We start from the raw sequence: 14213 nt of genomic DNA on the forward strand, positions 1-14213 counted from the left end.
GAATTAAAGCACTATAGGTAGATTATATTTTCCGCGATCGGCATTATAAACCTCGGTCATAAATTGATAAAATTTCACGTATTTTTCTTTGGGATAGGCTCCTTCATACAGTTGGATCATCCGATAACTTGTCAATACACCGTCCGCTATCGACGTGCGAAACTCATATACGCCCATCTCCGTTTCCAATCGTTTATGGGCCGGTATGGCTAAGGTATCAAGATTGCCCGGCAATGTATAGTGTAGGATATCTATATCTGTATAACCACGATTGATATACAGATCGTTCTCTCGATTTCGTGTTGCTGGTATGGATCGTGCTTGATTGAATATATTTGGATGTAGGATGGCATGTGTTCCCGACATTACCACATAATTTTTTATCTTAAGATCCAATGTTTCACAAAAGGCAATCGAATCTTTATCTTCTGCAATTATTTCGTAATCAATTTTCTGAAAACTGATGTTATCTATGTCGTACCAGTTCTTTAAGTTACGCAACTGATCCGATTGATTTAGAAGGGCATTGTAATAATGGTTATCAAACTGTGCTCCCTTAAACGTGGTCGTTAAATGACCTTCTAATGATCCATCTTCCAGTATTATAAAATGCCCCTCTCTATACTGTAGGCTTTCGTCATCGGAAAATTTGGGTGTACGCAGAAGCTTCCCTCCTTCTTCCGAGCAAGCGATAACTAATCGATCGTCTGTGAAATCGCTTAAGAATCCAAAGGGAATTTTCTGATTGGTACATTCCAGCCAAGTCGTATCATTTTCAAAAGGTATACACAGAATAATATGATTCCCATCAGAAACATTTGCAAAATTGGCCGTAATATCTCTTTTATACGACCCGGCCTCTACAACACAGTAATAAGAAGGAATATCAACAATATCTAATAAACTCTGCATATAGTTCACTAGGGCTTTACAATCGCCATACCCTAGCTGATCCACCGTTTCCGCAGGAAAGGGTTCGATTCCTCCAATCCCTACTTGAATACTGATGTACCGTGTTTTATCTTGCATATATTTATACAGTACCTTCGCCTTATCTTTGGGTGAATCGACACCTCTCGTTAATTCTTGTCCATGTCGAATAGTTGTTTCGGGTAACCTACGTTTATCTGCTAACAGGTGCTCAAAATTCCATTTACCAAACTCTTGCCAGTTCTTAAAATGACCTGTTTTCCTGAAATATTGAAAATTTTCGGGTACAATTCTGATACGCGTCGCCTGAAGATCACGTGGCGGGCTATAAGGTTCGGATCGAAGAGCAGGAATGCTTTTTAACTCCCAAGTATAAGTTTTAGTTTTTCCGAGTTCTTCTACTAACGCTTCTCCATCATAATTTTGCTGGTGTATACGAATCTCATCTGTCGGACGACACCGAAAAATATAGCTACTCTGTTCAATCGCGACGTCGTAAGCATGATCCGGCATCCAAGACGGAATCAACAGGTTTTGGTTCTCGTTAATTTCAACACTGTAAGCAATGGTGTACGGATAGCTATACACCGCTGGATTATACGCTTTCATCCGGGTATCATCATATAGATTACTTTCACCCGAAGCACTTCTATCTCGAAAGTCTTTCAAGGAAAACTTTCCGATTGAAATACCAAATTCATTAAATATCTCCCCCTTTACACTTCTTATTTTTCTAGACTTATTATAATATAACTCGATTCCTCCATGTTCGTCACCGTTTCGATTATAAACAGTCACCGCGCGCATTATCCGGATAGTCATATCGTTGATATCTTTCATATCAATTTCTATCTGCTCGTTTCTAACCGTTGCGTCCGCGCGTTCTTTCAAATGTTCGTCAATTAGATCTACAGAATACCGATTTTGCCCCATTACACACAGGTAAACGGTACCTGTCAATAAGAGAACTAAGCAGAATCTCCTTGTCATAGCTTATTTTTTTTAAACGTAAAATCTACTTTCTGATGTTGAATTATTCTGGAGTAAAACTCCTTGAGATGAAAATATTCTTCGACCTCATAAATAGCTTTATTCAGGTTCAGGTCTTGTTTGAGCACTAAATTACCTTCAACGTATTGCGAGCGAAAGGTGTATCTCGCAGCGGCCTCTGGAAGCGCTAAAGCGATATTTTCCGGTTGATGCTCCATATCAAAGTCTGGTGGTAAATGAATGGCAATGGAGTAGGTTTCTTTCTTCTTAGACCCAAGATCGACAGGATAATTCCGTTCTTCCAAATTAAAGGGGTTCTTTGTCACCCTATTCATTAATATAGGATTGAAGGAGAAATACTTTCCGCGTATGCTATTGGTAAAATCCATACTGATCTCGTAACTTTCGATAAGGTCGTTATCCAGACTATCCAATTGATAGATATTTCCATCTTCAATTTGCATATTGGCCGAGTTGTTCATTCGCTCTTCAATATAGCTATCCAACGATGAAAATTTCTGAATATAATTTCGATGATTCAGCGCATCTAGTCCCTTATAGATAACCCGAAGTTTTCCTTTGAATTGACCTGTTTCATCTATTTTTCCAGTGATATCAAAATGAGTTGCTGCATCGATCTCATTTTCTAACCTTATCCATTCGGAAGATTTTTTTGAATAAATAATACGCCCACTTCCGTTAATACATCGCAGTGGCAACAGACCAAAGGGAAGATTTTCTTCTGATGCATCTAAAAAATAATTTTTACCATTCACTCGAACCTGCGCTACCAAATAATTAAAATCTGATATTACGGGGTGTATAGTTTTCGGCAGACCATTTTCGCGAGTAGATACCAACACAGGGTATACTTCAATTCCTGCCGCAGCACAGGCAGAAATCAGCGCCAGATTAATATCGCCAACATTTCCGTTTCTTCTTTCTAAAGCGTCTTTTACACCAAATTGACTGTATTTTCCGTATACCTTATTCCACCTGATCTGGCTTTTTATGTATTCGTATATTTTACGAGCCTTATTTTCGTCAGAATCACTCTCTGTATATATTCTGGAAAGAATATGCTTAAAATTATTTTCTCGATTAATCTGCCCACCAAACAAACGGTTAGTCAATAACTCCCGATCAACATCCTTCCATTCTTTCGTAAGGTTCTGGCGCGCTCCACTTGTTGAATAATATTGCATGAGTTCAAAGTTGATCGCCGACTTATAATTTTTGGGTGCCAACATATAACTTTCTTCATGAAAGGCAGGGATATCTGCCATAATATAAGTTAATTGTGAACAATCTTGCCGACGTCCGTTCAATAAGAAATAGTCTTTTAGCAATTTTGATTTTTGGTCAGTTAATTTATATGGACCAAGGAGTGTTACATTATAGTTGTAGAGAGCCGGAATTATCGCCGTATATTCACTATAAAGTTTAGGTATATCGTCTTGATATTCCCACGTCCTATAATTAAAAATATCGGGTGATTTTATCTCATATTCAATATCAATAATACAGTTCTCTTTAATGTTCGGTAAGGTGAATTTGCTAAGGTTTACAAATTCATTGATTTTTTCGTGAAAGATGGCTCCCTTATCCATCTTCACTGTATGTATCTTCCCATCTATATAATGTGTATATCCGTGAATCTCATCCACGGTTTCAAATTTATTTCCGATTTTATAGAGGGGAATAACGTAGTTAGCTTCTTTAAACCCTTCTTTATCCAATATCTTAATCCGGACGCCATAACGATGTATGACACGTAACTCTCTTTCTGCTTCGTCCACCTGTATATCCGATTTCCCTTTTTCAATGATAATCACCGCATGTGACGTGGAATCTATTATCGGTGAATTAGGAATTTCGAAATCGCGAAAAGAAATCGAAGGCAATCCACTCGTTTGGGCATAGGTGTCGGATAAAAGCACTTGCAAAAACCAAACAAGGGCAAGGAGTCTATATATCATAATTAGGTATTTTTTTGTGAATATAACAAAAAAATACCTTTAACATAGCTGTACCATTTTTTTTCTAAGATACCCCTGCTATTTTAGTCGTTTTCAGCGCTTTTTAGTATATAAGCAATTGACGCTAAATTACTATCCACGATTTTTCTTTACCCAATCTGCATAAGCATCAATCACCTGTTTGAAAAATCCTTGGCTCTTTTCTAAGACCTTCCCGTTTTCATCAAATAGTTCGTGAGCACTTCCTATATATATCTCCGGTTGCTGCATTACGGGCATATTCAGAAACACCAAGGATTGACGTACCGTATGATTAGCAATAGAAGCGGCTAACGGACTTAAAGAGGCACTTGCTACTGCAGACGGCTTACCATCCCAAACGCTTTGACCGTAAGGTCGAGACGCTACATCTAAGGCATTTTTTAACACACCGGAAATAGAACGATTGTATTCGGGTGTGAACAAAAATACACCGTCATACTTTTTAATCTTCTCTCGAAATGCCACCCATTCCGAGGGGGGATTATCGTTATCCAAGTCTTCGTTATAATGTGGTAATTGTCCGATCTCTACAATTTCCATTTCCAAACTGTCGGGGGCTAACCTAATCAAGTTTTCAGCTACTTTCTTATTGAAAGAATCCTTGCGAAGAGATCCTACTAGGGCTGCGATTTTGTATTTCATAACTGTTCATTTATTTAACTCACATGAATTCATTTTTTATCCCATATAATTGGAACACATCATATAAGAGGATCTGTACAACTTTTAATCCAAATTTATAAATTACAAACTAGGCAATGAAAAACCAAGATTACATAGCTAGCACTTAGGATAGCTTTGGTAACACCTTCTCAATATCCAAACGTTTGTTTTCATATTGTTTTGGAAGCTTCAGATTACTCCCTAACTCTGCCAGCGGTTCATCAATATCAAATCCCGGATTATCCGTCGCGAGTTCAAAAAGAACACCTCCCGGCTCTCTAAAATATAAGGAGAAGAAATAATCTCTATCTATTTTAGGCGTTACAATGAATCCAGCTGACAATATTCTCTCTCGATACTCCATCAGCACGTTATCGTCCTTAACTCGGAAAGCAATATGGTGGTTTGTTCCTGCAGCATTATATCCTTGAGGGGTAGACGGATCTTCAACAAGATCCACAAGATTTGCTGTATCTATCGCACTCGTCGCAAAGCGAAACCTATTATCCTCTTGCTTTTGTAGTTCGTATCCCAATATACCTGTCAATACGTTCGATGTAGCTTCTGTTCTTCGCAATGTCAGCGTGACATTATGAAACCCTTTTAACCCTACATCTTTGTTAATATCTTCTGTCGTCCATGCTTCGCGGTTATCGCTTGTATGGCCTTCGATAAATTGAAGTTGCAATCCGTCAGGATCTCGGAAAGAAATAAGTTTTTCTCCAAAAACACTGTATTCCTCATAAAGGATATCTTTCTTTTTCAGTCTTTCTTTCCAAAAATCCAATGCGCCGTGCGGAAGAGCATATCCGATATGAGTGGCCATCCCAGTCCCATTTCTACCCTGACGTATCCCTTCCCACGGAAAGAAGGTGAGAATCGTTCCCGGAGTTCCAGTTTCATTACCAAAATAAAAATGATAAGTTCCCGGATCATCAAAATTCACTGTCTTTTTTACCAGACGTAGTCCTAACACCTTTGTATAGAAATCCAGATTTTGTTGCGCGTCGTTGGCGATTGCGGTTATGTGGTGCAACCCTAATATGTTGTTTTTCATAACAATTACGATTTATTACATAACGAAGATACAGTTTGCTGAATTGAAAAAAATTGATCTAGGTTAAGAAGAAGGATTTTTGTTTATTTGTAGCGGTATCTGAGAATTTCCACCATAAGATATCCATAAATTGACAAGTTGAATTCAGCAAGTTTCGGGTTTTAAAAAAGCTCTTTTCTGCTGAGATTTGTTAAAAAAACAAGACGGATGAACGCACAACAAGAACTTGATTATAACAGAATTGCTGAGGCAATTGAATACATCAGAAATAACTTCAAAGCACAACCTACGCTTGATCAAATCGCTGATAATGTTCATTTAAGTCCTTTTCACTTTCAACGATTGTTTAGTGAGTGGGCAGGAACAACACCTAAAAAGTTCCTTCAATATATCAGCATTGGACACGCTAAAACATTATTGAAGGATAAACAAGCAACTCTTTTTGACGCGGCTTTTGAAACTGGACTTTCAGGGACAGGGCGACTACACGATTTATTTGTTAAAATTGAGGGAATGACTCCAGCCGAATATAAACATGGTGGAAAAAGTCTTATTATTAATTACCGCTTTGCGAATAGTCCCTTTGGAAACCTCATTGTCGCCTCTACCTCTAAAGGGGTTTGCTATATGGCATTTTACGTCGATAAAACCAATGCAATCATTGATTTAAAGGGAAAATTCCCGAACGCAGAATTTCAACAAAAATCGGACTCCATACAGCAAAATGCGTTGTCTATTTTTCAAAATGATTGGAGCAAACTCGGAGACATAAAATTACATTTGAAAGGGACAGACTTTCAATTGAAAGTTTGGGAAACACTTTTGAAAATTCCAATGGGACGACTTTCTTCCTACGGGAACATAGCGGAACAACTTGGCAATCCAAATGCATCAAGAGCGGTGGGTACAGCCATTGGAAGTAACCCTGTTGCTTTTCTAATTCCCTGTCACCGGGTAATCCAATCATCGGGTAATACAGGCGGTTATATGTGGGGGAGCACAAGAAAAACGGCAATCATCGGTTGGGAAATTGCAAAAACGAAAATGATCGAAGAATGAAGCTATTTGACGAATTCATTGATAGAAAAAAAAATTGGCTGCCCCACGATGGGACAGTAAATTATTACGGGAAGCTATTCAATCAAAAGGAGGCCGACGGTTATTTAGAAAAATTACTAAAGACAATTGATTGGCAGCATGATGAAGCAATTATCTTCGGAAAGAAAATTATTACCAAGCGAAAAGTGGCCTGGTATGGTGAAAGACCTTTCGAATACACCTATTCCAATATAACCAAATTAGCATTGCCCTGGACAACCGAAATTTTGGAGCTCAAAAAAATAGTAGAAAATGAAACAAAAGAAACGTTTAATTCCTGTTTGCTTAACCTTTATCACAATGGAAATGAAGGTATGGCTTGGCATAGTGACGGCGAAACGGATTTGAAAAAAAATGGTGCTATCGGCTCATTGAGCTTCGGTGCCGAACGTAAATTTGCATTTAAACACAAAAAAACCGGGGAGAAGATTGAACTCATTTTAGAGCACGGCAGTCTATTGGTAATGAAAGATACCACGCAGAACCACTGGTTTCATAGGCTTCCTCCTACTAAAAAAGTAATAACACCAAGAATAAATCTGACGTTCCGAACAATAGTCGAATAATCCGAATCTTGATCCTTCTTCCAGAACCGCCCCCTCACAACGCAAAAAATCCCTCATCTCTCAATGAAGGATTTTTCTGCGGAGAGTGAGGGATTGGTTTAGCCCCACTACCCCAAGCTCAACCCTAAACCTCCTTCGGATCGAACCCCAGCCAACCCTTCTGGTTCTCATTCCTAAACGCTATAAAAGTAAAAGTCCATCTTTTGGATGGACTTTTACCTCGCGGAGAGTGAGGGATTGGTTTAACCCCACTACCCCAAGCTCAACCCTAAACCTCCTTCGGATCGAACCCCAGCCAACCCTTCTGGTTCTCATCCCTAAACGCAAAAAATCCCTCATCTCTCAATGAAGGATTTTTCTGCGGAGAGTGAGGGATTCGAACCCCCGAACCTGTGACAGTTAACGGTTTTCAAGACCGCCGCATTCGACCACTCTGCCAACTCTCCGCGACAAAAGTACAAATTTTCTCTTTCATGCAAAAGTTTATTTCAAATTTCTAATATATCCAGAAAGGCGCTTTCAAAGCGGCAGAAAAACTACATGTAAAACACAAAATATATCTTTGATGTGCAAGTAGTTAGTTTAAAACTAATAAAAAGCAGTCGTTTTATTTTGCAAAAACAAGCGTAATTGTCTACTTTTGCTACTCCAAATGGAGGCGCCAATAGCTCAGCTGGATAGAGCAACGGTTTTCTAAACCGTCGGTCTCAGGTTCGAATCCTGATTGGCGTACTAAAAAAGCCGTTCTATTTATTTAGAGCGGCTTTTTTGTTTTATTATTATCAGTTCTTATTGTGTTACATTACCTCGATTACCGTACCTTCTTCCAATGGATGTGATACACAAATTAAACAACGACCATTTTCCACTTCCCGATCCGTTAACACCTCATTGTAATCCATACGCACCCGACCTGTGGTACACTGTGATATACAAGTACTGCACATTCCAGACTTGCACGAGTATGGTAGTTTGATTTTATGTTCCAATCCTACATCCAGTACTGTTTTATTATACGGAACAGTCAATTCATATTCTATTCCCTGAAAACGAAGTTTAATGTCATAGGAAGTCATATCCACAGGTTCCTCTTCTCTTTCGTCATCATCTTCCTCTTCTTCTGGGAAATAGAAGGTTTCCTTCGTTATACAGCTATCGGGAATTCCCATGCCCAACAGTGTAAACCGGACTAAGTCCATATAGAAAACAGGACCGCATGTAAAGAAAAGTGCCTCACCGTCCGACGGCATCTGTTCTCGTACAATACGAATAAGATATTCCCTATTTAAACGTGCGTGTAAAAGATTCTTAGAGCTTGAAAATATCCACTCAATCTCTAACCGATCAGGATATTTCTTTTGCCATTCCAACAGCTCTTCACGAAACACTGTACTTTCTACAGTCCTATTACTGTATATCAGCATCACCCTCGTTTTGTCTTCGCCCATAAGGGCTGTTTTCAAAATCGAATATAGCGGGGTTATTCCAACACCAGCAGCGAAAAGAAACAATGTGCACTTGCGGCCTCTTTGGGGTTCATAATAAAATAAACCCTGCGGTTCTAATACATCAATAATGTCACCTATCTTAATTTGATGATGCAAAAAACGAGATATTTCACCATTATCAACACGTTTCACTGTTACGGCAAGCGGTTCATCTACATCAGGGGAGCTACTGAAGGAGTAAGATCGTCGTACTTCTCGTTCGCCAAAGGTAAAAGAGACAGTCAGAAATTGTCCCGCTTTGGGTTTTGGATAATGACCAGATAAATCTTTAAATATTAGCGTAACGGTATCATTTGGTTGATATATAACGTTTGAAATTTCAAATTTGTACATGCTATAAAAGTAGCTTAATTATTGAAATTAGTCAAATAGATAGCATCTATAGGACATAAAAAATCCCAACTGGAAAGCCTGTTGGGATTATATTTATCAATACGTATCTGTTAAAGCTTACGCTTAACTTCTACTTGCTCATAGGCTTCTACGATATCTCCCACTTCTATATCATTGAAGCGATCGATATTCAAACCACATTCGTATCCTTGTGCCACTTCTTTGACATCGTCTTTAAAGCGTTTCAATGAGGCTAACTTACCCGTATGAATAACCACGCCGTCACGGATAACGCGAATATCATTGTTCCGGTTGATTTTACCTTCACGGACCATACATCCAGCAATGGTACCAACTTTCGAGATTTTGAATGTTTCTCGAATTTCAACCTCAGCGACAATTTTCTCTTCATACTTCGGTGCTAACATGCCTTCCATCGCCGATTTCAACTCTTCAATGGCATCATAAATAATAGAATACAATCGAATGTCAATTTGCTCATGTTCCGCGAGCTTTTTAGCACCTTGTGTCGGACGTACTTGGAAACCAATGATAATAGCGTCTGAAGCAGATGCTAAAAGTACATCGGATTCTGAAATTGCTCCCACAGATTTATGGATAATATTGACTTGAATCTCGGCTGTAGACAATTTGAGTAAGGAGTCAGACAACGCTTCAATCGAACCGTCCACGTCACCTTTAACGATAATATTCAATTCTTTAAAGTTACCGATAGCTAAACGACGACCGATTTCATCGAGCGTAATGTGCTTAGTAGCGCGCATACCTTGCTCACGTTGCAATTGTAGACGTTTATTCGCTACTTGCCGCGCTTCTGATTCGCTTTCCATAACATATAGCTTGTCCCCCGCAGTAGGTGCTCCGGCCATACCCAAGATCTGTACCGGTACGGAAGGCCCTGCCTCTTTCACGCGTTCACCACGTTCATTTGTCAAGGCTTTTACCTTACCTGAATGCGAACCAGCAAGAATAGGGTCTCCTACACGTAATGTACCCGCTTGTATCAATACTGTCGTAACAATACCCCTGCCTTTATCTAACGCAGATTCAATCACCGAGCCAACCGCACGTTTCTTAGGGTCTGCTTTTAATTCCAGCATTTCTGATTCCAAAACAACCTTCTCCAATAACAAATCGACATTCTCTCCGGTTTTGGCAGATATTTCTTGAGCTTGGTATTTACCACCCCAGTCTTCCACTAGAATATTCATACCCGATAATTGCTCGCGTATCCTATCCGCGTTAGCACCTGGTTTGTCCACCTTAGTAAAAGCAAAAACGATGGGAACTCCGGCTGCCTGTGCATGGTTGATAGCCTCTTTGGTTTGTGGCATGACGGCATCATCAGCAGCGATAACGATAATCACAATATCCGTCACTTTCGCACCGCGTGCACGCATCGCTGTAAACGCCTCGTGCCCCGGAGTATCTAAAAATGTAATTTTGCGATCATCTTCCAGTTTCACCGCGTAAGCTCCAATATGCTGCGTAATACCACCAGCTTCACCTTTTGTTACATTAGCCTTACGGATATAATCTAATAGCGATGTTTTACCGTGATCAACGTGTCCCATGACAGTTACAATTGGGGCACGAGAAATTAAGTTGGCTTCATTATCCGGTTCCTCAAGTTCAGTAATTTCCTCATCTTCTGGCTTAATAAACTCTACTTGGTAACCAAATTCTTCCGCTACAATCGCCAAAGTTTCCGCATCCAAACGTTGGTTGATGGACACGAACATACCCAAGCTCATACAGGTCGATATAACTTGTGTAACTTGCACATCCATTAAGTTCGCCAACTCATTTGCGGTTACGAACTCCGTAACACGTAAAATTTTGGATTGTGCTGCTTCCTCCATAGCTGCTTCTTCAGCAGAAAGCGCTATATCGTCGCGTTTCTGGCGACGTAGTTTAGCACGTTGCGCAAATTTACCAGACTTACCGGCGCCACTTAGGCGAGCCAGCGTAGCCTTAATTTGGTCTTGGATTTCTTTTTCTGAAGGTTCTTCTTTAGGCGCTTCTTGATGACGTCCTTTTCCGCGATGATCGTGACGTCCCTTGCCATGCCCGTGCTGTTGGTTACCTTGCCCCTGTTTATAACCACCCGTCTGCTGTCCGCCTCCTTTATTGAAGCCCCCTCCTCCGCTACGATTAGTATTTCCTTCACCCGGACCTCTTTGCCCTGTTACTGCATTAGGATTGACGGGGGCGGTTTTATTCGAACGTTTGCGTTTGCGCTTGTTGTCATTGATATGTGACGGACCTGAGGAAGACGCCACAGGTTTACGCTCCACCGGAAGTTGAATTTTTCCAACTACTTTAGGCCCGCTTAGGGTTTCCGAACGAGCACGTATCACATCGCTCTGGGGTCTTTCAGACACAGCAGGTTTTTGCTCTTCCGTTACCGGAGGTTTAATTTCTTCAGTTTCTTTATTCATGTTAGCCGCAGGCTCTGCTTTTATTTCTTGTTTTTGCTCTTCTTTTGATCGCAGATCCTTTGTATCTTCTTTCTTAGGTTTCACTTCCTGTTGAGGTATTTCCTTTTTGGGCTGTTCTACTACAGGTTTGCTTTCCTCTTTCTTCACTTCCTGCTCAGCAGGCTGAACTTCTGGTTCCGCTGTCTTAAGAGATGTTTCTTGCACTACATCTTCCTTTTCCGATGCTTTCTTAGATTTACCCCGTTTTAGGCTGTCCAAATCAATCTTTCCAACCACCTTTAATGGACTGCTAGCAACCTCTTCTTTTTCCTGCGCTGCAGGCTCCTCCTCAACGGGCTTCGTGGACTCAGACACTGGTGCTGAGCTTGACTCCTTAATCAGAACTTCCTTAGACGTTATATTATCTTCTTCTTGAATATCATCTCTAGATTCCGTAGGATTTGCTCCACTTGGTCCAGCAGCAGACTCATCGCGACGAATTTTACCGATGATAATTTGTTTGGCTTCGTCTTTTACGATTTTATCTCCTTGAAATTCTTTTAGAAGGACAGTGTACATATCTGGAGACAACTTAGTGCTAGGCTTGGATTCTACATCAAAACCTTTTTTTACCAAGAAGTCAACAGCTGTACCTATCCCAATGTTAAGTTCTTTTGCTGCCTTTAGCAAGTTTATGCTTTTTCCTTCTGTCATCTATTATTTACCTTCTATAAATTTTAATACTACAAAAATATGTTTTTTTACACTGAAAAAACAATTTCCGTCCAATTGTTTTTTCAGTGTATAGATACGACGAAACCCTTATTCGAACTCGGATTCGAGGATCCGTAAAATTTCTTGTATGGTATCCTCTTCTAAGTCGGTGCGTCTCACTAATTCTGCTTCTGTCAATGCTAAAACTGATTTCGCTGTATCTAGGCCAACACGTTTCAATTCATCGATAATCCAACTATCGATTTCATCTGCAAATTCTTCAATATCTACATCTTCTTCCACTTCGTCATTCTCTCTATACACATCAATTTCGTACCCCGTCAATTTACCTGCAAGTTTAATATTATGGCCACCTCTACCAATGGCCAAGGATACTTGATCAGGCTTAAGATAAACGGCAGCCGTTTTGTTCTCATCATCAATTTTGATTGAAGAGATGCGTGCAGGGCTTAATGCGCGTGTGATATATAAGTTGTTATTTGATGTATAATTGATTACATCGATATTCTCATTACGCAATTCTCTAACGATACCATGTATACGAGAGCCCTTCATACCGACGCAGGCTCCTACCGGATCTATACGGTCATCATAAGATTCCACGGCAACTTTTGCTCTTTCTCCAGGTTCCCGAACAATTTTCTTAATGGTGATCAGTCCATCAAAAATCTCAGGCACCTCCAATTCGAACAGACGTTGTAAAAATTCAGGAGCAGTACGAGAAATGATAATTTTTGGATTACTGTTCATCATATCTACCTTAAACACTACAGCCCGAATACTATCGCCTTTTTTGAAATAATCAGCTGGAATCTGCTCTGTTTTCGGAAGAATTAATTCGTTTCCGTCTTCATCCAACACCAAGATCTCTTTTTTCCATATCTGATAAACTTCACCAATTACCAATTCCCCTTCACGATCCTTGTATTTCTTGAAGACCTCGTCTTTTTCCAATTCTAACACTTTTGAAACCAATGTCTGACGTGCAGCCAAGATAGCTCGTCTACCAAAGCTTTCTAACGTAATTTGCTCGATATATTCATCGCCCACTTCCAAATCTGGGTCATATCGGCGCACATCGGACAATTCGATCTCTAGATCATCATCTTCTGAAAACCCATCTTCCATCACTACCCGCGTTCTCCAAATTTCCAAGTCGCCATTATCTGGGTTTACGATCACGTCCACGTTCTCATCTGTTCCAAAACGCTTGCGTATCATGCTCCGGAACACCTCTTCCAATACTGTAATAACGGTTGGGCGATCGATATTTTTAAATTCCTTAAACTCTTGAAAAGAGTCGATCAAATTGATATTGCTGCTCATTTTTTATTTAAATGAAATTAACACCTTTGTTTCTGTTATATTATCTAATGGAATTTCAGTCTCCCTTAGGGCGGCTTTCTTCCCCTTTTCTTTTGTTTTTACTTCTATGGTGATGCTTTTATCATTCACCACGATCAGTTTTCCTTCAAATTTCTCATCCTCTCCCCCCTTTATACGAACATTTCTTCCAATATTTTTATGGTATTGTCTTAATGATAACAAGGGCGTGTCGATACCTGGAGACGAGACTTCCAAACGGTAGGCACGATCAATCGCGTCCTCTTCTTCTAAATGAAAACCTACATGACGACTAATTTGCACGCAATCCTCAATAGCTATTCCCTCATCTCCATCCACTAATATCTCCAAAAGACCACTATTGTGCATCTTAATCTGCACAATAAATAAATCTGGCCTGTCGGCAATCTTTTCTTCCACCAGTTCTCGTACTCTTTCCTCTATTTGCATACTCTAATTCGATACGTGAATTAAAAACTTTTCATTTTGGGAATAAAAAAGGGGGCATACCATGCCCCCTCTTATTC

Annotated in this window: 10 protein-coding genes and 2 tRNA genes; 3 read left to right on the forward strand and 9 right to left on the reverse strand. The window is 39.9% G+C overall.

The genetic code is table 11. From position 1 onward, the window contains the following. Nucleotides 1–3: 3 nt before the first annotated feature. The 4 genes from H8B17_RS07255 to H8B17_RS07270 all read right to left on the reverse strand — a co-directional run bounded on the left by H8B17_RS07255 (nt 4) and on the right by H8B17_RS07270 (nt 5661). Nucleotides 4–1920: a DUF3857 domain-containing protein gene (locus H8B17_RS07255; RefSeq protein WP_190308542.1), complete on the reverse strand. Its 1917-nt coding sequence runs from the start codon at nt 1918–1920 to the stop codon at nt 4–6. After that, complete coding sequence (locus H8B17_RS07260; protein WP_190308543.1) at nt 1917–3899, reverse strand: DUF3857 domain-containing protein; 1983 nt, start codon at nt 3897–3899, stop codon at nt 1917–1919. Before H8B17_RS07260 ends, H8B17_RS07255 begins: the two co-directional genes overlap by 4 nt. Nucleotides 3900–4031: 132 nt before the next feature. Then, on the reverse strand, nt 4032–4583 hold the full coding sequence (locus tag H8B17_RS07265; protein WP_190308544.1) for an NADPH-dependent FMN reductase: 552 nt from the start codon (nt 4581–4583) through the stop codon (nt 4032–4034). A 145-nt stretch (nt 4584–4728) separates the two neighbouring features. Further along, the gene (locus H8B17_RS07270) at nt 4729–5661 is read right to left on the reverse strand and encodes a ring-cleaving dioxygenase (RefSeq protein ID WP_190308545.1); all 933 of its coding nucleotides are present in this window, start codon (nt 5659–5661) and stop codon (nt 4729–4731) included. A gap of 207 nt (nt 5662–5868) precedes the next feature. On the opposite strand from H8B17_RS07270, the gene H8B17_RS07275 reads away from it, so the two are divergent. Then, nucleotides 5869–6720 carry a bifunctional helix-turn-helix domain-containing protein/methylated-DNA--[protein]-cysteine S-methyltransferase gene (locus H8B17_RS07275; RefSeq protein WP_190308546.1) on the forward strand — a complete coding sequence of 284 codons (852 nt, stop codon included), beginning with the start codon at nt 5869–5871 and terminating at the stop codon, nt 6718–6720. Continuing rightward, nucleotides 6717–7325 carry an alpha-ketoglutarate-dependent dioxygenase AlkB family protein gene (locus H8B17_RS07280; protein WP_190308547.1) on the forward strand — a complete coding sequence of 203 codons (609 nt, stop codon included), beginning with the start codon at nt 6717–6719 and terminating at the stop codon, nt 7323–7325. Before H8B17_RS07275 ends, H8B17_RS07280 begins: the two co-directional genes overlap by 4 nt. A gap of 361 nt (nt 7326–7686) precedes the next feature. On the opposite strand, the gene H8B17_RS07285 is transcribed toward H8B17_RS07280, so the two are convergent. Further along, nucleotides 7687–7771 (reverse strand) — tRNA-Ser (locus tag H8B17_RS07285). Nucleotides 7772–7983: 212 nt separating this feature from the next. Here H8B17_RS07285 and H8B17_RS07290 point away from each other — a divergent pair. After that, a tRNA-Arg gene (locus H8B17_RS07290) sits at nt 7984–8057 on the forward strand. A gap of 65 nt (nt 8058–8122) precedes the next feature. On the opposite strand, the gene H8B17_RS07295 is transcribed toward H8B17_RS07290, so the two are convergent. From H8B17_RS07295 to rimP, 4 genes are all read right to left on the reverse strand, one after another. Further along, on the reverse strand, nt 8123–9166 hold the full coding sequence (locus H8B17_RS07295; protein ID WP_190308548.1) for a ferredoxin--NADP reductase: 1044 nt from the start codon (nt 9164–9166) through the stop codon (nt 8123–8125). 110 nt (nt 9167–9276) lie between these two features. Further along, complete coding sequence (gene infB / locus H8B17_RS07300) at nt 9277–12321, reverse strand: translation initiation factor IF-2 (protein WP_190308549.1); 3045 nt, start codon at nt 12319–12321, stop codon at nt 9277–9279. Between the two features lie 108 nt (nt 12322–12429). Next, nucleotides 12430–13668, reverse strand: a complete 1239-nt coding sequence (gene nusA, locus H8B17_RS07305) for a transcription termination factor NusA (protein WP_190308550.1) — start codon at nt 13666–13668, stop codon at nt 12430–12432. 3 nt (nt 13669–13671) lie between these two features. Further along, a complete protein-coding gene (gene rimP / locus H8B17_RS07310) occupies nt 13672–14136 on the reverse strand; it encodes a ribosome assembly cofactor RimP (protein ID WP_190308551.1) in 465 nt (154 codons plus the stop codon). Nucleotides 14137–14213: the final 77 nt, after the last annotated feature.

Origin of the sequence: Sphingobacterium arenae (genome assembly GCF_014692505.1) — a bacterium.
Classification (GTDB): Bacteria; Bacteroidota; Bacteroidia; order Sphingobacteriales; family Sphingobacteriaceae; genus Sphingobacterium; species Sphingobacterium arenae.

Bases quoted from the DNA above. Each gene is read 5' to 3' on its own strand.
- H8B17_RS07260 (WP_190308543.1), bottom strand. From the start codon at position 3,899: ATGATATATAGACTCCTTGCCCTTGTTTGGTTTTTGCAAGTGCTTTTA.
- H8B17_RS07295 (WP_190308548.1), bottom strand. From the start codon at position 9,166: ATGTACAAATTTGAAATTTCAAACGTTATATATCAACCAAATGATACC.
- H8B17_RS07255 (WP_190308542.1), bottom strand. From the start codon at position 1,920: ATGACAAGGAGATTCTGCTTAGTTCTCTTATTGACAGGTACCGTTTAC.
- H8B17_RS07280 (WP_190308547.1), top strand. From the start codon at position 6,717: ATGAAGCTATTTGACGAATTCATTGATAGAAAAAAAAATTGGCTGCCC.
- rimP (WP_190308551.1), bottom strand. From the start codon at position 14,136: ATGCAAATAGAGGAAAGAGTACGAGAACTGGTGGAAGAAAAGATTGCC.
- H8B17_RS07275 (WP_190308546.1), top strand. From the start codon at position 5,869: ATGAACGCACAACAAGAACTTGATTATAACAGAATTGCTGAGGCAATT.
- nusA (WP_190308550.1), bottom strand. From the start codon at position 13,668: ATGAGCAGCAATATCAATTTGATCGACTCTTTTCAAGAGTTTAAGGAA.
- H8B17_RS07265 (WP_190308544.1), bottom strand. From the start codon at position 4,583: ATGAAATACAAAATCGCAGCCCTAGTAGGATCTCTTCGCAAGGATTCT.
- H8B17_RS07270 (WP_190308545.1), bottom strand. From the start codon at position 5,661: ATGAAAAACAACATATTAGGGTTGCACCACATAACCGCAATCGCCAAC.
- infB (WP_190308549.1), bottom strand. From the start codon at position 12,321: ATGACAGAAGGAAAAAGCATAAACTTGCTAAAGGCAGCAAAAGAACTT.